This is a genomic window from Streptomyces sp. NPDC033180, from assembly GCF_055577645.1.
On record NZ_JBVIPU010000003.1, the window covers coordinates 391,994 to 412,902 of the forward strand.

Annotated in this window: 18 protein-coding genes; 8 read left to right on the top strand and 10 right to left on the bottom strand. The window is 69.5% G+C overall.

What is annotated here, in order from left to right:
- Window positions 1-132: 132 nt before the first annotated feature.
- The 5 genes from ACZ5WE_RS12550 to ACZ5WE_RS12570 all read right to left on the bottom strand — a co-directional run bounded on the left by ACZ5WE_RS12550 (window position 133) and on the right by ACZ5WE_RS12570 (window position 8,829).
- Window positions 133-1,614, bottom strand: coding sequence for an FG-GAP repeat protein (locus ACZ5WE_RS12550; RefSeq protein WP_467685773.1), 1,482 nt, complete (start codon window positions 1,612-1,614; stop codon window positions 133-135).
- A 285-nt stretch (window positions 1,615-1,899) separates the two neighbouring features.
- Window positions 1,900-3,369: a VCBS repeat-containing protein gene (locus ACZ5WE_RS12555; protein ID WP_467685775.1), complete on the bottom strand. Its 1,470-nt coding sequence runs from the start codon at window positions 3,367-3,369 to the stop codon at window positions 1,900-1,902.
- A 118-nt stretch (window positions 3,370-3,487) separates the two neighbouring features.
- Window positions 3,488-4,861 carry an FG-GAP-like repeat-containing protein gene (locus tag ACZ5WE_RS12560; protein WP_467685777.1) on the bottom strand — a complete coding sequence of 458 codons (1,374 nt, stop codon included), beginning with the start codon at window positions 4,859-4,861 and terminating at the stop codon, window positions 3,488-3,490.
- 161 nt (window positions 4,862-5,022) lie between these two features.
- Window positions 5,023-6,420: an FG-GAP repeat domain-containing protein gene (locus tag ACZ5WE_RS12565; protein WP_467685779.1), complete on the bottom strand. Its 1,398-nt coding sequence runs from the start codon at window positions 6,418-6,420 to the stop codon at window positions 5,023-5,025.
- A 126-nt stretch (window positions 6,421-6,546) separates the two neighbouring features.
- Window positions 6,547-8,829: a (Fe-S)-binding protein gene (locus tag ACZ5WE_RS12570; protein ID WP_467685781.1), complete on the bottom strand. Its 2,283-nt coding sequence runs from the start codon at window positions 8,827-8,829 to the stop codon at window positions 6,547-6,549.
- Between the two features lie 344 nt (window positions 8,830-9,173).
- Here ACZ5WE_RS12570 and dnaK point away from each other — a divergent pair, with 344 nt between their 5' ends.
- The 6 genes from dnaK to ACZ5WE_RS12600 all read left to right on the top strand — a co-directional run bounded on the left by dnaK (window position 9,174) and on the right by ACZ5WE_RS12600 (window position 14,547).
- A complete protein-coding gene (gene dnaK, locus ACZ5WE_RS12575; RefSeq protein WP_467685783.1) occupies window positions 9,174-11,042 on the top strand; it encodes a molecular chaperone DnaK in 1,869 nt (622 codons plus the stop codon).
- Entirely contained in the window at window positions 11,039-11,764 is a 726-nt protein-coding gene (gene grpE, locus ACZ5WE_RS12580; RefSeq protein ID WP_467685785.1) for a nucleotide exchange factor GrpE, read from the top strand. The genes dnaK and grpE overlap by 4 nt, the downstream gene beginning before the upstream one ends.
- 41 nt (window positions 11,765-11,805) lie before the next feature.
- The gene (gene dnaJ, locus ACZ5WE_RS12585; RefSeq protein WP_467685787.1) at window positions 11,806-13,011 is read left to right on the top strand and encodes a molecular chaperone DnaJ; all 1,206 of its coding nucleotides are present in this window, start codon (window positions 11,806-11,808) and stop codon (window positions 13,009-13,011) included.
- Window position 13,012: 1 nt separating this feature from the next.
- The gene (locus tag ACZ5WE_RS12590; RefSeq protein ID WP_367043844.1) at window positions 13,013-13,477 is read left to right on the top strand and encodes a heat shock protein transcriptional repressor HspR; all 465 of its coding nucleotides are present in this window, start codon (window positions 13,013-13,015) and stop codon (window positions 13,475-13,477) included.
- A 90-nt stretch (window positions 13,478-13,567) separates the two neighbouring features.
- A complete protein-coding gene (locus ACZ5WE_RS12595) occupies window positions 13,568-14,071 on the top strand; it encodes a hypothetical protein (RefSeq protein ID WP_467685789.1) in 504 nt (167 codons plus the stop codon).
- Window positions 14,071-14,547, top strand: coding sequence for a nucleoside deaminase (locus tag ACZ5WE_RS12600; RefSeq protein WP_467686241.1), 477 nt, complete (start codon window positions 14,071-14,073; stop codon window positions 14,545-14,547). Before ACZ5WE_RS12595 ends, ACZ5WE_RS12600 begins: the two co-directional genes overlap by 1 nt.
- Window positions 14,548-14,552: 5 nt before the next feature.
- Here ACZ5WE_RS12600 and ACZ5WE_RS12605 read toward each other — a convergent pair whose 3' ends face one another.
- The 4 genes from ACZ5WE_RS12605 to ACZ5WE_RS12620 form a co-directional block, all read right to left on the bottom strand.
- Window positions 14,553-14,735: a hypothetical protein gene (locus ACZ5WE_RS12605; protein WP_467685791.1), complete on the bottom strand. Its 183-nt coding sequence runs from the start codon at window positions 14,733-14,735 to the stop codon at window positions 14,553-14,555.
- Between the two features lie 331 nt (window positions 14,736-15,066).
- Window positions 15,067-15,288: a helix-turn-helix domain-containing protein gene (locus tag ACZ5WE_RS12610; RefSeq protein ID WP_467685793.1), complete on the bottom strand. Its 222-nt coding sequence runs from the start codon at window positions 15,286-15,288 to the stop codon at window positions 15,067-15,069.
- Window positions 15,289-15,567: 279 nt separating this feature from the next.
- Window positions 15,568-15,786 (bottom strand): hypothetical protein, encoded by a 219-nt coding sequence (locus ACZ5WE_RS12615; protein ID WP_467685795.1) that lies wholly within the window; start codon window positions 15,784-15,786, stop codon window positions 15,568-15,570.
- Between the two features lie 82 nt (window positions 15,787-15,868).
- Entirely contained in the window at window positions 15,869-16,852 is a 984-nt protein-coding gene (locus tag ACZ5WE_RS12620; RefSeq protein ID WP_467685797.1) for a helix-turn-helix transcriptional regulator, read from the bottom strand.
- Between the two features lie 310 nt (window positions 16,853-17,162).
- Here ACZ5WE_RS12620 and ACZ5WE_RS12625 point away from each other — a divergent pair, with 310 nt between their 5' ends.
- Window positions 17,163-17,546, top strand: coding sequence for a hypothetical protein (locus ACZ5WE_RS12625; RefSeq protein WP_467685799.1), 384 nt, complete (start codon window positions 17,163-17,165; stop codon window positions 17,544-17,546).
- Between the two features lie 122 nt (window positions 17,547-17,668).
- On the opposite strand, the gene ACZ5WE_RS12630 is transcribed toward ACZ5WE_RS12625, so the two are convergent.
- Entirely contained in the window at window positions 17,669-18,097 is a 429-nt protein-coding gene (locus ACZ5WE_RS12630) for a pyridoxamine 5'-phosphate oxidase family protein (protein WP_467685801.1), read from the bottom strand.
- Between the two features lie 169 nt (window positions 18,098-18,266).
- Between ACZ5WE_RS12630 and clpB the strand changes: the two genes are divergently transcribed.
- Window positions 18,267-20,864 (top strand): ATP-dependent chaperone ClpB, encoded by a 2,598-nt coding sequence (gene clpB, locus ACZ5WE_RS12635; RefSeq protein ID WP_467685803.1) that lies wholly within the window; start codon window positions 18,267-18,269, stop codon window positions 20,862-20,864.
- Window positions 20,865-20,909: the final 45 nt, after the last annotated feature.

Below are 20,909 nucleotides of genomic sequence, written 5' to 3' on the forward strand. Positions count from 1 at the left end.
CCTGGTCTGAAGGGCCCGGGTCGTCCCTCCCCGGGAGGAGAGAGGCTTTGCCGCTGACCTGTGACAACCCCTAGGGGGACCCTGAGGGGTTCTCCCCAGGGCCCCGGTGCCGCCGCTGTCGCCGGTGACCGGCTACTTCCCGAGCACCGCTCCGTACGCCAGCGGGTCCGAAGAGGCGGGCAGGCCGAGGGAGTTCGGGGTGACGACCGAACCGCCGGCCTTGGCGCCCGGCAGGTCCCAGACGCCGCCCGCGGCGGAGTTCTCGCCGGGCGCGGCGACGGACAGGTCCCAGACGCCGTCGCCGTTGTGGTCGCCGAAGGCGAGCGCCCCGCCGAAGAGATCGCCCGCCTGGGCGACGCCCAGGATGTCGGGGGAGTTCTGCTGGTAGGCGACCGTGCCCGGGTTCGCCGCGCCCGCCGGGTCGAGCAGGCCCATCTCGCCGCCCTTCAGGACGGTGACGCTGCCCGCCTTCGCCGCGCTGCCGATGGCTTCGCCCGGGGCGCCCGCGATCAGGTCGTCATGGCCGTCGGCGTCGATGTCCGCCGCGGTGAGGGCGTCACCGAAGCCGTCGCCGGTCTCGGCGACTCCGGGCATGCCCGCGGTGTCCTGGTTGAACGTCTGCTGCTCCCAGCCGAAGCTGCCGTTCGGGCCGCCGAAGCGGATGTGGATGCCGCCGCCCTTGGTGAGCTCCTCGGGGCCGCACGGGTCGTCGATGTTCTCGTCGGCGATCTCGCGGCAGTTGCCGATGGCGAGGTCGTCGTAGTTGTCGCCGTCGAAGTCGCCGGAGACGAGGGCGTTCGCGGCGCCGTTGGAGTTGTTCCAGAAGTTGCCCATGGTGCCCTCGTCCTTGTTCCAGCCGTAGAGGCGCAGGTGGGACTGGGTGTAGGGCTGGTTCTTCGTGTAGTAGGCGAGGGCCAGGTCGGGCAGACCGTCGGTGTCGAAGTCGCCGGTCGTCAGGAGGGGGGCGCGGCCGCCCATGCGGTCGCCCATGACCGGCTCGGTGCGGGCGGCGAGCGGGTTGAGGTTGGCGACGACCTGGTCCTTGCCGCCGATGGCGAGGTCGACGTCCGTGTCACCGGTGAAGTCGGCGGCGGCCAGGGCGTTTCCGTACGCGTCGCCGGACTTCGCGCCCCGGGCCGCGGTGTTGGCCAGGGCGAAGCCGTCGCCGGTGCCGTACAGGACGGTGACCGAACCGGCGTCGCTGTGGGCTTCGATGTCCTCGCCGGGGGCGCCGATCACCAGGTCGGCGTACTTGTCGTCGTCCACGTGCGCGGCCACGACGGACCCCCCGAACCGGTCACCGGCCTCCGGGGTGCCGGGCACCTCGACGGTGGCCTGCGTGATCCGCCGGACCCCGTGCGGGCCGGGCCCGTACTCACCACCGAACACGACGCTCACATACCCGGCCTTGGCCTTGCCGCCGACGGTGCCGCTGGGCACGCCGACGAAGAGGTCGTCGTAGCCGTCACCGTTGAAGTCACTGGTGAGGGGCGCGGCGGCGGGCGCGGGCGCGGCGGCGGCGGTGGCCGCGAAGGGGAGGGCGAGACCGGTGGCGGCGAGGGCGGTGGCGGCGGCCAGGGCGACGGTTCGGGCGCGCAGGGGCACAGTGGGCACGGTGGGCTCCAACTTGTTCATGGGCACGGAGAGTTGGCGGAGAGCCAGGCGTGATGACCCGGCTGCACAGCTGCGCAGCCGCACTGGTTCACCTGTGTGACACGCGGAGTTGGGCAAGGGTTGCCCCCGGGATGCGCCCGGAGGGGAGAGCCGGGCCCGCACGGAGGGGTGCGGGCCCGGGGTTCGGCGGGGGGCGAAGGGGAGCGGGGGTCCGTCGGCGAAGTTGGTGCCGAAGCGGGGCGTGCCCGTGGATGAGCGGCAGGCCGGGAAATCTCAGCTCGCCCGCTATCGGCTCAGCACTGCCCCATAGCCACTGGCGCCGGAGAGCCCCAGCTTCCCGGGGGTCACCGAGGTCATCTCCGGGCCGGGGTCGTTCGTGGGCGTCTTCGCGTACCAGACGCCGCCCGACTTCGCGTCCTCGCCGGGCGTGCCCACGGCGAAGTCCGGCAGCCTGTCGCCGTTGTAGTCGCCCGCGGTGACCGCGGCGCCGAAGCGGTCGCCCGCCTCCGCCGTGCCCGGCACTCCCGCGGAGTTCTGGCTGAAGGCGGGTCCCGCGAGGTCCGTACCCGTGCCGGTCGCGGTGAGGAACCAGTACGTGCCCGCGTTCTCGGCGGTACCGACCGCCTCCGTCTCGGAGCCGGCGATCAGCTCGTCGCGGCCGTCCTGGTCGGTGTCGGTGGACGCGAGCCGCGCCCCGAAGTTGTCCCCCGCCTCCGGGCTGCCGCCGACCTGCGGGCCGCTCTGCGTGGTGCAGGAGGACGGGCCGCCCAGCGTGGAGCCCTTCTTGCCGTACACGGTGAGGATCGCGCCGCCGAGACGGTCCTCGCAACTCGTGCTCTCCGACTCGGGGTTGGGCTGGACGTTGCCGATCGCCAGATCCGCCGTGTCGTCCCCGTCGAAGTCACCGGTGGCGAGCCCGGTGTCGGTGCTGTCGCCCGTGGACCACGTCGTCTTCCACTCGCCCGTGCCCGCGTCGCGGCTCTTCACCGTCGTACCGCTGACCTCCATGCCGTCGTGACTGAACGCGAGGTCGTCCGCGCCGTCCCCGTCGAAGTCACCGGCGACCAGCGCGCGGGGCCCCGCGAAGTGCCAGCCCTCGACCCGGGACAGGTCGGCGGGAGAGCCCGCGGTGAAGGGGCCGGGGCGCACCGAGACCGAACTGGTCTCGTCGAAGTGGGTGTTGAGGGCGATGTCCTTGTCGCCGTCCTTGTCGAAGTCGCCACTCGCGAGCAGCTCGCCGTAACTGCCGTCGCTGACCTGGCCGTTGGCCGCGGTGAAGCCACCCTTGAAGCCGCCCGCCGCGCCCCATACGACGGCGACGGTGCCCGCGGAGATGCCCGCGTCGTTGTCCTCGTCGGGTGTGCCGACAATGAGGTCGCTGTAGCCGTCGCCGTTCATGTCGTTCGAGTCGACGGCCGTGCCGAACGCGTCGCCCGCCTCCGCCGTGCCGGGCACGCCCGCCGTGGCCTGGCTGACGGTGGTCGAGCCGTGCTTGCCGAGGCCGGACGCGCCGCCCCACACCACGTTGACGTAACCGGCCTTGGCCTTGCCGCCGACCGTCGCGCCCGGCACGCCGACCGCGAGGTCCGCGTAACCGTCGTTGTTGTAGTCGGCGGTCGGAACGGCGGGCTCGGCGGCGACAGCGCCGCCCGCGGTCAGGCCCGCGACGCCGAGCACGGTGGCGGCGCAGAGCGCGCTCGCCGCGAGGATCTTGTTGCGTGCGGGCTTTCGCGCGCGGTCAGCTCTTGAGGTCACCAGATGTCTCCAACTCACGTAATCAGAAGGGAAAGGGGGGGGCAGGGCGGAGGGAAAGGCCCGCCGCTCAGCGCAGCGTCCTGCTCAGCGCAGCGTCCTGCTCAGCGCAGCGTCCTGCTCAGCGCAGCGTCTCGCCGAAGCTGGTGGCGCCGAGCCCGAAGTCCGAACCGTTGAACGAGGCCGCGTACGACGACGTCAGGCCCGTCGCCGTGCCGCGCAGGACCCACACGGCGCCGACGTCCCGCGTCGTGCCGATGTCCTCGCCGGTCGCGCCGGTCGCCAGGTCCGCCTTGCCGTTCTTGTTGATGTCCTTGAGGCGCACGGACGCACCGAAGCTGTCGCCCGCCTCGGCTACGCCGGGTACGCCCGCGGTCTCCTGGTGCCAGGCCTCGCCCGAGGTGAACTTGCCCGCGGTGGACTTCAGGAGCGTCACGCTGCCGGTGCCGTCCACTGTGCCGACCTCCTCGCCGGGCGTGCCCACCGCGAGGTCCGCGAGGCCGTCGCCCGTGACGTCGCCCGCGGCCACGGACCAGCCGAAGCCGTCGTCCGCCTCGTCGGCGCCGGGGATGCCCGTACTGGCCTGGTCGTACGTCACGGGCGCACCGAACCTGCCGTTGCCGCCGAACCACACGGTGACCGAACCGCCCTTGGCATCACGGGGGTTGCCGGTGACCAGGTCGGCGTAGCCGTCGCCGTTGACATCACCGGTGGTGGCGGCGGAGCGCGTGGCCGTCGGGTCGGCGCCCTCGCCGAGGACCTCGGCCTGGTAGCCGTAGTCGCCGGCGCCGCCGTTCATGTGCGCGGTCCAGGCGCCGCCGTCCGCGCGCTCGCCGTACAGGACGAGGCCGATGCCGTCCTTGCGCTTGAAGTTGCCCGCGACCATGCCGTCCAGGTGAGCGTCCTCGGGGATGAAGTCGACCTCCAGGCCGAACGCCTGGCCCCCCGCGCCGGAGTAGTACCACCAGTTGTCGCCGCTGATCACGGCCAGCTGGGGTGAACCGTCGTCGTCGAAGTCGGCCCAGGTGGTGGCCTCGCCGAAGCGGCCCGCGGTGTCGGCGGGGGCGTTCACGACGTGGCCGCCGGAGGTGAAGGCGTTCCTGCCGCCCTTGATCACGGTGACCGAGCCGGACGGCTTGCCCTCGACCTGCTCGCCGGGGGAGCCCACGATCAGGTCGGCGTAGCCGTCACCGTTCGTGTCGCCGCTGGTGACGTTCTCGCCGAACTCGTCCTCGTCCTCCAGGACTCCGGGCACTCCGGCCGTGTCCTGGGTGACGGTGACGGAGCGGCCCCCGGATACCCCGGAGGCCGAACCGAACGTCACGGTCACGGAGTTGGAGCGGGGGGTCCCGACGGCCAGGTCGCGGTAGCCGTCCCCGTTGTAGTCGTCCTTGAGCGTGGACGCGGCGCTCGCCGTGCCCGCGAGGGGCAGTGTCAGACCGGCGGCGGCAAGGGCCGCCACACTCGCGGCGATGGCCAGATTACGTACACGCACGTGGGACTCCCGGGAGTGGGGAAATGCTTCCGGGGGTGTGACTTGTGGGGCGTACGAATGGTTGTGCGACGGGGGAGTTGGGGTGACTTCCAGATGAACCAGGGGGGGGGCGCCCCCGCCCCCTGCGCCCTGTTCCTACGCCCTGTCCCTACCCCTGTCCCCTACGCCCCGTCCCCGAGGGCGAGGAACTCCTGCGTCGAGAACGTGAGCCCAGGCTTGCGCGCCACCAGCTCGCCCTTCACTCCGGGGTACACCCCCACGGTGTCCTTGCCCTCTCCCCGGTAGGTCCGCAGGACGAGATCGGCCCGCTTGTCACCGTCGAAGTCCGCGATGCTCAGCACCTGCGTGGTCCCCTCCGCGGCCGGGACAACCGTCGCCGTCGCGTTGGCCGAAAGGCCACCCGTCCGCCCCCGGAAGACCCGCACCTCACCCGCGTCGCCGCCACTCCCGCTGCCGCCCCCGCTCAGGACGAGCTCGCTCAGGCCGTCCCCGTCGAAGTCGCCCGCGTCCACGGCCACGTCCTTCGCCTCAAGGGTGGAGCGCAGGGTGCCGGGCACGTCGTAGCGCAGCGCGACCCCGGCCGGGCCCGCGACGGCCGCGTCCATGCCCTTGCCCTTGCCGAAGCGCCCGAACGCGGTGTCCGTCCCGGACGGGAAGAGCACCCCGGTCTCGGCGGGACCCTTCGGGCCGCCCAGGACGAGGGCTCCGGCCGCGGCGCCGGACGCGTTCGCCGCCTTGCGGACGAGGAGGTCGTCGTAGCCGTCGCGGTCGACGTCCGTGGCCCTGCCGGTGACGAGGTCGTTGCCGGGCGCGGCCAGTGGCTTGCCCGCGGCGCGCGGGGCGCCGGTCCGCTTGAAGGGGCCGCGCAGGAAGGTGAGCCGGGCGCCGCTCGCGTGCAGGACGAGGTCGCTCGCGCCGTCACCGTCGAAGTCGCCGCACACCGGCTGGTCGGACCAGTCGTTGCCGATGCGGGACTGCTTGGGCACCTGCACCTTCACGGCCTTGCCCGTCAGGCCCCGAGCCGAGCCGAAGAGGATCTGCAGCGGCACGGGCGGCTGGCCGATGCCGTCATAGGGCGGGTCGGTGGAGACGAGCAGGTCGGTGAACCCGTCCTTGTCGAGGTCGCAGGCGGCCTCCGACTCGAAGGCGGCGGGCAACTCGCCCTTCGTACGCGCTCCGTTGGCCTGGGCGCTCAGCAACTGCCGTGCCCCGGGGCGCAGTCCGCTCTTCGACCCGTAGACGACACCGATGCCCGCGTCGTCGCCGTGGCCGCTGTGCACCAGATTGTCGAGTACGAGATCGGGGGCGCCGTCACCGTTGAAGTCGTCGTCGACCTTGCTGCCCTTGCCCTGGGGGACGGGCTGCTGGGGTGCGCCCTTGCCCGCCATGCTGACGGGCTTGTGCCGGGCGTCCGGCTTGGCCGCGTCGTCGTTGCCGCCGCCGCACCCGGTGAGCAGCAGCGCGCAGCTGACGACGGCTGCCGTGCCCATGACACCCATGCGCCGCGCGGCGCCCTCGCGTCTGACACCACGTACGCCACGTATCCCGGCACTCCGCATGCCCATCTCCCGCCCCGACCGCCCCAACCGACAACAACCAGCACATGATGCTCCCCTATGTGTCACAAACGAAAGGCCGGTCCCGCCCGAGGGGCGGAACCGGCCTGAAAGCCGCGAGGCAGGGGGCTACTTGACCGGCTCGGGCGCCGGCTCGTCCGCGGTCTCGGCCTCACCGGCGGGGTCCACCGGCGTCTTCACGGAGTCGAGCAGCAGCTGCGCGACGTCCACGACCTGGAGGGACTCCTGGGCCTTGCCGTCGTTCTTCTTGCCGTTGACCGAGTCGGTGAGCATCACCAGGCAGAACGGGCAGGCGGTCGACACGATGTCGGGGTTGAGGCTGAGCGCCTCGTCGACCCGCTCCGTGTTGATGCGCTTGCCGATCCGCTCCTCCATCCACATCCGCGCGCCACCCGCGCCGCAGCAGAAGCCGCGCTCCTTGTGGCGGTGCATCTCCTGCTGGCGCAGGCCCGGGACGGCGGACATGATCTCGCGCGGGGGCGTGTAGATCTTGTTGTGCCGGCCGAGGTAGCACGGGTCGTGGTAGGTGATGAGGCCCTCGACGGGCGTCACCGGGATCAGCTTGCCCTCGTCGATGAGGTGCTGGAGCAGCTGCGTGTGGTGGATGACCTCGTAGTCGCCGCCGAGCTGCGGGTACTCGTTGCCGAGCGTGTTGAGGCAGTGCGGGCAGGTCGCGACGATCTTCTTCGCGGTCTTCGGCTTGGCCGAATCGGGCGTGACCTTGCCGTCGTCGTCGAGCTCCTCGCCGAACGCCATGTTCAGCGCCATCACGTTCTCCTGGCCGAGCTGCTGGAACAGCGGCTCGTTGCCCAGGCGGCGAGCGGAGTCACCCGTGCACTTCTCGTCGCCGCCCATGATCGCGAACTTGACGCCCGCCATGTTGAGCAGCTCGGCGAAGGCCTTGGTGGTCTTCTTCGCCCGGTCCTCGAGGGAGCCGGCGCAACCGACCCAGTAGAGGTACTCGACCTCGGTGAGGTCCTCGATGTCCTTGCCGACGACCGGCACCTCGAAGTCGAGCTCCTTGAGCCACTCAAGGCGCTGCTTCTTGGCCAGACCCCAGGGGTTGCCCTTCTTCTCCAGGTTCTTGAGCATCGTCCCGGCCTCGGACGGGAACGCGCTCTCGATCATCACCTGGTAGCGGCGCATGTCGACGATGTGGTCGATGTGCTCGATGTCCACCGGGCACTGCTCGACGCAGGCGCCGCAGCTGGTGCAGGACCACAGGACGTCGGGGTCGATGACGCCGTTCACCTCGGCGGTGCCGACGAGGGGGCGCTCGGCCTCGGCGAGAGCGGCGGCGGGAACGTCCTTGAGCTGCTCCTCCGTCGCCTTCTCGTTGCCCTCCATGTCCTTGCCGCCGCCCGCGAGGAGGTACGGGGCCTTGGCGTGCGCGTGGTCGCGCAGCGACATGATCAGGAGCTTCGGCGAGAGCGGCTTGCCGGTGTTCCACGCGGGGCACTGCGACTGGCAGCGGCCGCACTCGGTGCACGTACTGAAGTCGAGGAGGCCCTTCCAGGAGAACTGCTCGACCTGGCTGACACCGAAGACGGCGTCCTCCGCCGGGTCCTCCCAGTCGATCGGCTTGCCGCCGGACGTCATGGGCTGGAGCTCGCCGAGGGTCGTGGAGCCGTCCGCGTCGCGCTTGAACCAGATGTTCGGGAAGGCGAGGAAGCGGTGCCAGGCGACGCCCATGTTCGTGTTGAGCGCGACGGTGATCATCCAGATGAAGGACGTCGCGATCTTCACCATGGCGAAGAAGTACGTGAGGTTCTGCAGCGTGGAGAGATCCATGCCGCCGAACCACGAGACGAACGGGTACGAGATGAAGAACGACGCCTCGTAGCTGTCCACGTGGTGCTGGGCGCCCTCAAGGGCGTGCAGCGTGAAGATGCAGACGCCGACGATGAGGATGACGGCCTCGACGAAGTACGCCTGGCCCTTCTTGGAGCCCGCGAAGCGGGACTTGCGGCCCGGCTTGTCGGGGTTGCTCAGCTGCCGGATGACGATCAGCGTCAGGATGCCGACCACCGTCATGGTGCCGATGAACTCGACGAACATGTTGTACGGGGCCCACTCGCCGATGATCGGCAGCATCCAGTCGGCCTTGAAGAGCTGGCCGATGGCGTTGACGATGGTCAGGAGCAGCGAGAAGAAGCCCACCGCCACGAACCAGTGCGCGACGCCGACGACGCCCCAGCGGTTCATGCGGGTGTGGCCGAGGAACTCCCTGGCCACGGTGACGGTGCGCTGCACGGGCTGATCGGTGCGGGTACCTGCGGGGACCGGCTGTCCGAGCCGCATGTACTGGTAGATCTGCACGATGGCACGGCCGAACAGCGCGACGCCGACCGCGATTAGGACCAGCGACACGATGATCGCGGCGAGTTGCATTTGGGGGCTCCTCGGGCCTGCGAGGCGAACTATTACTAAGCGGTAACTTATGCAGTCCGTCTGAGACTACCCACTTACTCAGCCGCACTGTAGCCAGCAGGGCGGTGATCTGCGTCGCTCAGGTCACCCTTGCCGAGTCGCGCCCCGCAGGGGCGCGGGGAACTGCGCGCCCAGCCCGCGACGGACCCGCGGACGCATGCATGGAGGCTCGGTGCCGGGGCGCGGGTTGCGCGTAAGCCCGGGATAAGAGTTGAGTCCCCCAGGCTCAGCTCTGTTGACGCCAGCGCAGCGGTCATGCATTGTTGAGTCAGATCCACTCAAGAGTTACATCTGGAGGAACTGAAATGGCACGTGCGGTCGGCATCGACCTGGGCACGACTAACTCTGTCGTCAGCGTTCTTGAAGGCGGCGAGCCCACCGTCATCACCAACGCCGAGGGCGCCAGGACCACGCCGTCCGTCGTCGCCTTCGCGAAGAACGGCGAGGTGCTTGTCGGCGAGGTCGCCAAGCGCCAGGCGGTCACGAACGTCGACAGGACCATCCGTTCGGTCAAGCGCCACATGGGCACTGACTGGAAGGTGGACATCGACGACAAGGGGTTCAACCCCCAGCAGATCTCGGCGTTCATCCTGCAGAAGCTGAAGCGCGACGCGGAGTCGTACCTGGGCGAGAAGGTGGCCGACGCGGTCATCACCGTCCCGGCGTACTTCAACGACTCGGAGCGCCAGGCCACCAAGGAGGCCGGCGAGATCGCGGGCCTGAACGTCCTGCGCATCGTCAACGAGCCGACGGCCGCCGCTCTCGCGTACGGCCTCGACAAGGACGACCAGACGATCCTCGTCTTCGACCTCGGTGGCGGCACCTTCGACGTGTCCCTCCTGGAGATCGGCGACGGCGTCGTCGAGGTGAAGGCCACGAACGGCGACAACCACCTCGGTGGTGACGACTGGGACCAGCGCGTCGTCGACTACCTGGTCAAGCAGTTCAACAACGGCCACGGCGTGGACCTCTCCAAGGACAAGATGGCGCTCCAGCGCCTGCGCGAGGCGGCCGAGAAGGCCAAGATCGAGTTGTCCTCCTCCACGGAGACCACGATCAACCTGCCCTACATCACGGCGTCCGCCGAGGGCCCGCTGCACCTGGACGAGAAGCTCACGCGCGCCCAGTTCCAGCAGCTCACGTCCGACCTTCTGGAGCGCTGCAAGACGCCGTTCCACAACGTCATCAAGGACGCGGGCATCCAGCTCTCCGAGATCGACCACGTCGTTCTCGTCGGTGGCTCGACCCGTATGCCCGCCGTCGCGGAGCTCGTCAAGGAGCTGACCGGCGGCCAGGACGCCAACAAGGGCGTGAACCCGGACGAGGTCGTCGCCATCGGCGCCGCCCTCCAGGCCGGTGTCCTCAAGGGCGAGGTCAAGGACGTCCTGCTCCTCGACGTCACCCCGCTGTCCCTCGGCATCGAGACCAAGGGAGGGATCATGACCAAGCTCATCGAGCGCAACACCACGATCCCGACCAAGCGCTCCGAGATCTTCACGACGGCCGAGGACAACCAGCCGTCCGTCCAGATCCAGGTCTACCAGGGCGAGCGCGAGATCGCGGCGTACAACAAGAAGCTCGGAATGTTCGAGCTCACGGGCCTGCCGCCGGCCCCGCGCGGTGTCCCGCAGATCGAGGTCGCCTTCGACATCGACGCCAACGGCATCATGCACGTGACGGCCAAGGACCTCGGCACCGGCAAGGAGCAGAAGATGACCGTCACCGGCGGCTCCTCGCTGCCGAAGGACGAGGTCGACCGCATGCGCCAGGAGGCCGAGCAGTACGCGGACGAGGACCACAAGCGCCGCGAGGCCGCCGAGTCCCGCAACCAGGGCGAGCAGCTCGTCTACCAGACGGAGAAGTTCCTCACCGACAACGCGGACAAGGTCCCCGGTGACGTGAAGACCGAGGTCGAGTCGGCCGTCGAAGAGCTGAAGGAGAAGCTCAAGGGCGACGACACGGCGGAGATCCGCACGGCCACCGAGAAGGTCGCGGCCGTCTCGCAGAAGCTCGGCCAGGCCATGTACGCGGACGCGCAGGCCGCCGGTGCCGAGGGCGCTGCCCCGGGTGCCGAGGGCGAAGAGGCCCCGAACATGTCCAAGGACGACGACGTGGTCGACGCCGAGATCGTCGACGACGAGAAGCCGAACGACTCGAAGGGCGGCGCCGCATGACCGAGGAGACTCCGGGCTTCGGCGACAACGCCGAGAAGCCTGACGTCCCCTCCGGCGCCACCCCTGATGACGCGGCGCCGCAGGCCGCCGAGCCCTCCACCGAGGAGGGCCCGGCGGCCCCGGCCGGGGACGCAGCAAGCAGCACGACGGCTCAGTCCGCCCAGGATGTGGGTCTGATCGCACAGCTGGACCAGGTGCGTACGGCGCTCGGCGAGCGCACGGCGGACCTCCAGCGGCTCCAGGCGGAGTACCAGAACTACCGCCGCCGGGTGGAGCGGGACAAGGTGACGGTCAAGGAGATCGCCGCGGCGAACCTCCTGTCCGAACTCCTCCCGACCCTCGACGACGTCGGCCGCGCCCGTGAACACGGCGAGCTGGTCGGCGGGTTCAAGTCGGTGGCGGAGGCGCTGGAGACGGTGGTCGCCAAGATGGGCCTCCAGCAGTTCGGCAAGGAGGGCGAGCCCTTCGACCCGACGATCCACGAAGCCCTGATGCACTCGTACGCGCCCGACGTCACCGAGACGACGTGCGTCGCGATCCTGCAGCCGGGGTACCGCATCGGTGAGCGCACCATCCGCCCCGCGCGGGTGGCCGTGGCCGAGCCGCAGCCGGGCGCGCAGACGGTCAAGGGGGCCGCGGAGGACGATGCGACCGCCGCTCCCACGGACTCCGCCGACAAGGCGGAGGACAAGGAGACCGGTGGCGGCCCGGACGAGGGCTGACGTATCGGAGTTGTTGTGAAGCGAGAGGAGGGACGTCGGGGATGAGCACCAAGGACTTCATCGAGAAGGACTACTACAAGGTCCTCGGCGTCCCCAAGGACGCCACCGAGGCCGAGATCAAGAAGGCGTACCGGAAACTCGCACGCGAGAACCACCCGGACGCCAACAAGGGCAACACCAAGGCGGAAGAGCGCTTCAAGGAGATCTCCGAGGCGAACGACATCCTCGGTGACCCCAAGAAGCGCAAGGAGTACGACGAAGCGCGTGCTCTCTTCGGCAACGGCGGCTTCCGGGCGGGTCCCGGAGGCGGCGGTGCCGGAGGCTCCTTCAACTTCGACCTGGGCGACCTCTTCGGAGGCGGCGCCCCGGGCGGTGGAGCGGGCGGCGCCGGCGGTGGCTTCGGGGGCGGTCTGGGTGACGTCTTCGGGGGCCTGTTCAACCGAGGCGGCACGGGCGCGGGCGGCGCGGGCACGCGTACGCAGCCCCGGCGCGGCCAGGACGTCGAGTCCGAGGTCACGCTGAGCTTCACGGAGGCGGTGGACGGGGCCACGGTCCCGCTCCGGATGTCCTCCCAGGCTCCCTGCAAGGCTTGTTCCGGCACCGGCGACAAGAACGGCACACCGCGCGTGTGCCCGACCTGCGTCGGCACGGGACAGGTCACGCGGGGAGGCGGCGGCGGATTTTCGTTGACCGACCCCTGCGTGGACTGCAAGGGCCGTGGGCTCATCGCCCAGGACCCGTGCGAGGTCTGCAAGGGCTCGGGCCGCGCGAAGTCGTCGCGCACGATGCAGGTGCGGATCCCGGCCGGGGTCAGTGACGGCCAGCGCATCCGCCTGCGCGGCAAGGGCGGCCCCGGTGAACGGGGCGGCCCTGCGGGCGACCTGTACGTGGTCGTGCACGTCGACACCCACCCGGTCTTCGGCCGCAAGGGCGACAACCTCACGGTGACGGTGCCGGTGACGTTCGCCGAGGCGGCACTGGGCGGCGAGGTGAAGGTCCCCACCCTGGGCGGCCCGCCGGTCACCCTGAAGCTGCCTCCGGGCACCCCCAACGGTCGTACGATGCGGGCGCGGGGCAAGGGCGCGGTCCGCAAGGACGGTTCGCGGGGCGATCTGCTGGTGACGGTGGAGGTATCGGTCCCGACGTCGTTGTCGGACTCCGCGAAGGAAGCCCTGGAGACCTACCGCGAGGCGACTGCGGACGACGATCCGCGGGCAGAACTGTTCCAGGCCGCGAAGGGAGCATGAGATGGACGGCCGTCGTCGACAGTCCAATTTCGGGCGGGCGTACCAACTGACCGACGAGACGCCGGTCTACGTCATCTCAGTGGCCGCCCAGCTTTCCGGCCTGCATCCGCAGACCCTGCGCCAGTACGACCGCCTCGGTCTGGTCTCCCCGGACCGCACGGCGGGCCGTGGCCGGCGCTATTCGGCCCGCGACATCGAACTGCTGCGCACGGTGCAGCAGTTGTCGCAGGAAGAGGGCATCAACCTCGCCGGCATCAAGCGCATCATCGAGCTGGAGAACCAGGTCGCGGCGCTGCAGGCGAGGGTGGTCGAACTGTCCTCCGCCGTGGAGGGCGCTGCCGCGGCGATGCAGCAGCGCGAGGCGGCGGTGCACGCGTCGTACCGCCGCGACCTGGTTCCGTACCAGGACGTGCAGCAGGCGAGCGCGCTGGTGGTGTGGCGGCCCAAGAGGTCGTCGGAGCAGTAGATTTCGTACGCTCTTGTCGGGGCCGGGAGGTGTCAACCTCCCGGCCCCGACGTCTTGCTGTCTGTTGCCGGGGGAAGTGGAGGACTCACCATGGCCATGGTGGGACTGTTCTGGATCGCCGAGGGTGATGTGTACGTGGGCGCGAAGCCGTCGGGGCTCGCGGCGGGGGTGCGGCTGACGCCGGAGGGCGTGGTGGCCCTGGGCGAAAAGCAGGACGGCCTGTGGCCCTGGGAGGACGTCCACGCGCTGGCGGCGCGGGACGTCCCCGTGAAGTCCCTCAAGCGCAACGTGGGCGTGCTGGTGGGCCTGGCGCTGACGGTGGGCCTCGGTGGGGGCGACGAGGCGCCGACGATGACGCTGCGCGTCTCGGACGCCGACGGAGACACGGACCTCACGGTGTACACGGCGGCGGCGACGGGTTACTCCCGGGCGGAGTACGAACTCTCCCGCGAGCTCCTGTCCCGCCTGACGCAGGGCGCGGGCACGCTGCTGACGACGCTGGCGGCGATGGCGGAGTGGGGCAGGCGCCACGAGGGCGGGACGCCGAGGGCGGCGGAACGCGAGGACCTACTACGAACGTGGACGGAATCCTGATGGACGAACGGGACCTGAAGCATCTGCGCCGCTGCGTGGAACTGGCGCGGGAGGCCCTGGAGGCGGGCGACGAACCCTTCGGCTCACTCCTGGCATCGGCGGCCGGCGAGGTCCTGAAGGAGGACCGCAACCGAGTGGCGGACGGGGACCACACCCGCCACCCGGAGTTCGAACTGGCCCGCTGGTCGGCGCAGCACCTGACCCCCGAGGACCGCGCGAAGGCAACGGTCTACACGTCGGGCGAACACTGCCCCATGTGCGCGGCGGCCCACGGCTGGGTGGGCCTGGGCCGAATCGTGTACGCGGCGTCGTCGGAGCAACTGTCCCGGTGGCTGAAGGAACTGGGCGCCCCACCGCCCCCGGTGAACTCACTCCCGATCGGTGAGATCGCACCGGGGGTGAGGGTGGAGGGACCGGCCCCAGAACTGACCTCGCAGATCAGGGAGTTGCATCGGCGGTTGCATGCGGGGGGCTGAGGGCTTCAGTGGGCGCCGCCGCGGGCCCCGCGGAAAAAGGTCTTCCTTCGCCAGGGAGTTGCCGCGGTCGCGGTGACTCCGAGACCCAGAGCGATCGCGGCAGCAGCCCAGCTGAACAGGTCACCGGGCGGGTTGGCCGTCCAGTCCCACCAGTAGTGGGGGAACCACACCAGAAAGAGAACCGACACCGGCGGGATGGCCCAGCCGAGCTGCTGCCCCAGTACACGGGCCGCCAGCAGCGGCGAGGCCCAGCCAGATCAGGGTGGACCGGACGAACACGCTCCCGGAGCCGAAGCCGTTGACGAAGGCCTCGGCACCGAACGAGAAGGCGCAGACCGTCGCTGTGAGCGCGATGCAGTAGGCGACACGCAATCGGTGCATCGCGGACCCGCCCATTGCTCGACGCCGTGCGGTATGTGCTCTACGGACATGTCGTGCCCCCGTCCTGCTTTGTTGAAGCGACGCGATTCTACGTAGCGGCAGTTGCGTCACGGGCAGGATCGATGTGTGGGTGGCGTGTCACTTCCCCTGGTCCAGGATTCCCGAACGGCCGATGAGGTAGCCGAGTTGGGCTCTGCTGCGGCTTTCGAGGGCGGCGGCGAGCTTGGCGATATGGACGCGGGTCGTGCGCACGTTCATACCGAGGCGAGCCGAGATCTCCGAGTCTGTGAGCCCCTCGACGAGGAGGGCGGCTATGGCTTGCTGTCGGGTGGTGACGCCGTTACCCGCAGGTAGCTGCATCGAATGCGGGTACATAGGGGTGGCCAGGCCCCACAAGCAATCGAAGGCGGCGGCGAGGTGCTCGACGAGGACGGGGAGACGGATCGCCCCGCGCGTCTGCCAGGGACTGGGCCAGCGCCTCAGGAGGTCGGTATCCACCAGGTTGGATGGACAGCAGCTCTTGGCTGGAGTCGGCCAGTGCCCGTGCCACCGCCTCCTGGATCTGGGGGAGGCCACGCAGACGGTGACGGCGGAACGGTCCGAGGGTGCGGCCTGGCGGGGGGCGTCGGCCATGAGCGACTAGAACGCGTTGGCCAGCTTGGTGCCGCGATGCCGCTGATGGACGATGCCTTCCTCGATGGGCTCGAGCAATCGGGGGAGAGCTACGGCGGGAGCAGTGGGCCGCAGCCACCCCGCGTCCTCGGTGTCGGCGTGCAGGAGGCCGAATGCGATCAGGCAGGGCGTTGCTTCGGCCTCCTCCCTTCGGATGCGGCCCTCCGACAGAGCGCGTGTGTACAAGGAAAGGCCCGTCTCGCACGGTTCATCGGACCCGTGGGCATGGGGCTCATCCGTCACGTATCGCTCGCTCCCCTCACCTAGGTCAGTGCTCTTTGTCCAGGATCCCGGACTGTGCGATCAGATAGCCGAGTTGAGCTCGGCTTCCACTGCCCAGGGCTGCGGCGATCTTAGCGATGTGGGATCGGCAGGTGCGGACGTTCATGCCGAGGCGGCGGGCGATCGCTTCGTCCACGTGGCCCTCGATGAGGAGCCTGGCTATGGTGCGCTGGACGCCGGTGATGCCGTCGGTGGCGGGGGCGTAGGGGGTCTCTTCGAGGAGGGGAGCTGCACGTTGCCAGAGTTGCTCGAAGACGTTCGCCAGGTACTCGACGAGCCCCGGGTGCCTGAGTTCCAGGGCTACTTGGCGATCGTCCCGCGCGGGTATGAAGGCGACTGTGCGGTCGAAGATCATCAGCCGTTCGATGAGTTCCTCTAGGGTCCGCACCTCCACCTTGCCTTGTTTCATGTACTCGGCATAGGCAATCGTGCCCTGGCTGTGCCGAGCGGTGTGCTGGTAGAGGGTCCGCATGGTGATGCCGCGCTCGATGATGCCCTGGCTTCGCTCCACGGCCTCGGTGAGGATGGCCTCGCTCCGCCCGCCGCCCGGTTGAACCGTGAGGATCTCGGACTGGCACTCGGCTGTGGCGACTCCTATGGCCTCGTTGATCCGCTTGACGCCCTCCAGAACCGTTATCGCATGGACCGGCGTCCGGTCTTGAGCGGTGATGGCCATAAATGGCTCGAAGGTTTCGGTCAGTTCGACTGCGCGGGACCTACGTTCCTGGATCTCACGCTCAAGAGGCCGCAGGCGCTGAGCTAGCACGGCCGTCGGCGGAAGAGGACGTAGCCAGCCGGCGTCATCGGGATCGGGGTGCAGGAGGGCGAACTCCACCAGGCAAGGAGCCAGTGCGACTTCAGTGCGCGCTATGCGCCCTGAGCGCAGAGCGCTGGCGTAGAGCCTCTTCCCTTCGTCGCACAGGTCAGCCATGGAATGAGGATGTGCCCGAATTGGGCTGTTTATTGTCATATCTCCATCCCCCAGGGTCCTGAACGTGCAGGAACATGATGCATCGCTCCTGTGGTGTTCGCATGGCTGAATGAGCCATCGTCTTGGAAGGCCGGGGGAGAGTCGCTATGGAAGTGAGGACGAAGCGCGCTATGTGCAAGGGAATGCTTCGCTCGGTACTTGTCGGTGCCTTCTCCATTGGGTTGGCCATCAGTGCGTGGAGTGCTCTCGACACGCTTGGGAGTTCCGAGCCCGCGGCCACTCATATGTCGGCGCCCAATGCGGTGCCCCCGGACATCATTTGGAACACAGCCCCGGCGGGAGCGGGCGCATGAGTACTCCCCCCGACGACCGCACCTTCCGCCGAGAAATGGCCACCGCCTACCGCTCCGGTTGGCACTTCATCGATCTCGCCACCGCGATACCCCACGCCGGCGACTCGTTGATGGTCACGCTCCTCGGTGAGCCAGTAGTCGTCACCCGTGACGACGAGGAGGAGATCCGGGCCTACCGGTGCCTCCGCAAGCCGCGTGGCGCCCCCCAGCCCGTGCGGTGTGCCATTCGGTACGGGATGGTCTTCGTCAATCTCGACCGGCGTGACCACCAGCTGGTCGGTGAGCCGGGGCAGCCTGGGCAGCCGGGCGGCCGGGAGCAGCAGGACCAGCAGAGTTCCACCACTACAAGAGCCATTACAGCCACCCCCCGCAGCGCCTGACGCGATCCCCCGTCGTTGTACATCGCGCAGGTGCTTCCCCCAGCAGCGGCGCCACCGTGGACCTGAACACGGTGGCGCCGCTGTGGTGTGTGCCGGTACCGGTACCGGCCGGCCGCGGCGAACTACGCGTCGCCCAGTGATCGCGTGCCCATCGCCCGGGTCAGCGTGATCTCGATCAGCGCCCGGTGCGGATTCGGCCTCGGCGGCCGCCCGTACCGCTCCTCGTAGCGACGCTCGCCCTCCGCGATCTCCGCCGCCTCCATGCGCACGCGCGCGTGCCCCTCCAGCGTCGCCCAGCGACGCCCGTCGACCTGGCAGACCGCCACCCGCGCCCCCGTCCCGTCCGCCCCCTCCGCCGCCAGGATGTGGCGCACCTTCGCGCTCGACCTGCTCGCGAGCACGCGGGCCACACCCGCCTCCGGGTCGTACGTCACGCAGACCGGCACGACGTGCGGGGAGCCGTCGGGGCGCGGCGTCGTCAGTGTGCACAGGTGCCGTTCACGCCAGAAGCTGAGGTAGGCGGGGGTCGGGTGGTGTGGATCCATGGCCATGAACTGGAATTTAGCCGCTCGAACGTCTCGCGCTTTCCTTGAGTGGAATAGACTCAACTTTATGTACGCTGTTTAAGTCAGGTGGGTTCGCGGAACCCGCCGACCCGTACGTCACCCGCCGACCCGTACGTCTTACGGATCGCACGGACGCAAGGAGGAGACGACACCCGTGGACGCCGAGCTGACCAACAGGAGCCGGGACGCGATCAACGCGGCCAGCAGCCTTGCCGTAAAGGACGGGCATCCGGATCTGACCCCCGCGCATCTGCTGCTCGCGCTGCTGGAGGGGCAGGACAACGAGAACATCACCGACCTGCTCGCCGCGGTCGACGCCGACCAGGCGGCCGTCCGTGCCGACGCCGAGCGGGCACTGAGCGGCCTGCCCAGCGTCACGGGTTCGACCGTCGCGCCGCCCCAGCCCAACCGCGACCTGCTCGCGGTCATCGCCGACGCCTCGAAGCGGGCGAAGGAGCTGGGCGATGATTACCTCTCCACCGAGCATCTGCTGATCGGTATCGCCGCCAAGGGCGGCTCCGCCGCGGAGGTCCTGAGCCAGCACGGGGCCACCGCCAAGAAACTGCTCGACGCGTTCGAGAAAGCAAGGGGAGGACGCCGGGTGACCACACCGGACCCGGAGGGTCAGTACAAGGCCCTGGAGAAGTTCGGGACGGACTTCACCGCCGCTGCCAGGGAGGGGAAGCTCGATCCCGTCATCGGGCGGGATCAGGAGATCCGGCGTGTGGTGCAGGTCCTGTCCCGCCGCACGAAGAACAACCCCGTCCTCATCGGTGAACCCGGAGTCGGCAAGACCGCCGTCGTCGAAGGGCTCGCGCAGCGCATCGTGAAGGGGGACGTTCCCGAGTCCCTGAAGAACAAGCGGCTCGTCTCCCTCGACCTGGGGGCCATGGTCGCGGGTGCGAAGTACCGCGGCGAGTTCGAGGAGCGGCTCAAGACCGTCCTCTCCGAGATCAAGGAGAGCGACGGGCAGATCGTCACCTTCATTGATGAACTGCACACCGTCGTGGGCGCCGGGGCCGGGGGCGACTCCGCCATGGACGCCGGCAACATGCTCAAGCCCATGCTCGCCCGCGGTGAGCTGCGGATGGTCGGCGCGACCACCCTCGACGAGTATCGGGAGCGGATCGAGAAGGATCCTGCCCTGGAGCGCCGCTTCCAGCAGGTGCTCGTCGACGAGCCGTCCGTCGAGGACTCGATCGCCATCCTCCGTGGGCTCAAGGGGCGCTACGAGGCCCATCACAAGGTCCAGATCGCCGACAGCGCGCTCGTCGCCGCCGCCGCGCTCTCCGACCGGTACATCACCTCCCGCTTCCTGCCCGACAAGGCCATCGACCTCGTCGACGAGGCGGCCTCCCGGCTGCGCATGGAAATCGACTCCTCCCCCCTCGAGATCGACGAACTCCAGCGTTCCGTCGACCGGTTGAAGATGGAAGAGCTCGCCCTCAGCAAGGAGACCGACCCGGCGAGCAAGGAGCGCCTCGAAAGGCTGCGGCGCGACCTCGCCGACAAGGAGGAGGAGCTGCGCGGGCTCAACGCCCGCTGGGACAAGGAGAAGCAGTCCCTCAACCGCGTCGGTGAGCTGAAGGAGAAGCTCGACGAGCTGCGCGGCCAGGCCGAACGCGCCCAGCGCGACGGCGACTTCGACACCGCGAGCAAGCTGCTCTACGGCGAGATCCCCACCCTCGAACACGACCTGGAGGTCGCATCCGAGGCCGAGGAGGAGGTCTCCAAGGACACCATGGTCAAGGACGAGGTCGGGCCCGACGACATCGCCGACGTGGTCGGCGCCTGGACGGGTATTCCGGCCGGGCGGCTCCTCGAGGGCGAGACGCAGAAGCTGCTCCGCATGGAGGACGAGATCGGCAAGCGGCTGATCGGCCAGACCGAGGCCGTGCAGGCCGTCTCCGACGCCGTGCGCCGCACGCGGGCCGGGATCGCCGACCCCGACCGCCCCACCGGGTCCTTCCTCTTCCTCGGGCCGACCGGTGTCGGCAAGACCGAGCTGGCGAAGGCCCTCGCGGACTTCCTCTTCGACGACGAGCGCGCCATGGTCCGCATCGACATGAGCGAGTACGGCGAGAAGCACAGCGTGGCCAGGCTGGTCGGTGCCCCGCCCGGCTACGTCGGCTACGAGGAGGGTGGCCAGCTCACCGAGGCCGTACGCAGGCGCCCGTACAGCGTGGTGCTGCTCGACGAGGTCGAGAAGGCGCACCCGGAAGTCTTCGACGTGCTGCTCCAGGTCCTCGACGACGGACGCCTCACCGACGGACAGGGCCGGACGGTGGACTTCCGCAACACCATCCTCGTCCTGACCTCGAACCTCGGCAGTCAGTACCTGGTCGAGCCGCTGACCTCCGAGGAGGAGAAGAAGCAGCAGGTCCTGGAAGTCGTACGGGCCTCTTTCAAGCCGGAGTTCCTGAACCGGCTCGACGACCTCGTCGTCTTCTCCGCGCTCGGCAAGGACGAGCTGGCGCACATCGCCCGACTGCAGATCGACCGTCTGGCCGCCCGGCTCGCCGAGCGCCGGCTCACGCTGGAGGTCTCGCCCGACGCGCTGGCCTGGCTGGCGGACGAGGGCAACGACCCGGCGTACGGTGCCCGGCCGCTGCGGCGCCTCATCCAGACGTCCATCGGCGACCGGCTCGCCAAGGAGATCCTCTCGGGCGAGGTGAAGGACGGGGACACGGTCCGCGTGGACACCTTCGAGGATGGCCTGATCGTCGGCCCGGCGACGGCCGGGAGGGCATAACCCGGTCACATCGGGGGCGGGGGTTGCGGGCCCCCGCCCGACATG

Excerpts from the sequence above, each read along its gene's own strand:
- ACZ5WE_RS12565 (WP_467685779.1), bottom strand. The coding sequence starts at position 6,420 with ATGCGGAGTGCCGGGATACGTGGCGTACGTGGTGTCAGACGCGAGGGC.
- ACZ5WE_RS12620 (WP_467685797.1), bottom strand. The coding sequence starts at position 16,852 with ATGACAATAAACAGCCCAATTCGGGCACATCCTCATTCCATGGCTGAC.
- ACZ5WE_RS12625 (WP_467685799.1), top strand. The coding sequence starts at position 17,163 with ATGAGTACTCCCCCCGACGACCGCACCTTCCGCCGAGAAATGGCCACC.
- dnaK (WP_467685783.1), top strand. The coding sequence starts at position 9,174 with ATGGCACGTGCGGTCGGCATCGACCTGGGCACGACTAACTCTGTCGTC.
- dnaJ (WP_467685787.1), top strand. The coding sequence starts at position 11,806 with ATGAGCACCAAGGACTTCATCGAGAAGGACTACTACAAGGTCCTCGGC.
- ACZ5WE_RS12570 (WP_467685781.1), bottom strand. The coding sequence starts at position 8,829 with ATGCAACTCGCCGCGATCATCGTGTCGCTGGTCCTAATCGCGGTCGGC.
- ACZ5WE_RS12600 (WP_467686241.1), top strand. The coding sequence starts at position 14,071 with ATGGACGAACGGGACCTGAAGCATCTGCGCCGCTGCGTGGAACTGGCG.
- ACZ5WE_RS12630 (WP_467685801.1), bottom strand. The coding sequence starts at position 18,097 with ATGGCCATGGATCCACACCACCCGACCCCCGCCTACCTCAGCTTCTGG.
- ACZ5WE_RS12610 (WP_467685793.1), bottom strand. The coding sequence starts at position 15,288 with ATGCAGCTACCTGCGGGTAACGGCGTCACCACCCGACAGCAAGCCATA.
- ACZ5WE_RS12590 (WP_367043844.1), top strand. The coding sequence starts at position 13,013 with ATGGACGGCCGTCGTCGACAGTCCAATTTCGGGCGGGCGTACCAACTG.
- ACZ5WE_RS12595 (WP_467685789.1), top strand. The coding sequence starts at position 13,568 with ATGGCCATGGTGGGACTGTTCTGGATCGCCGAGGGTGATGTGTACGTG.
- grpE (WP_467685785.1), top strand. The coding sequence starts at position 11,039 with ATGACCGAGGAGACTCCGGGCTTCGGCGACAACGCCGAGAAGCCTGAC.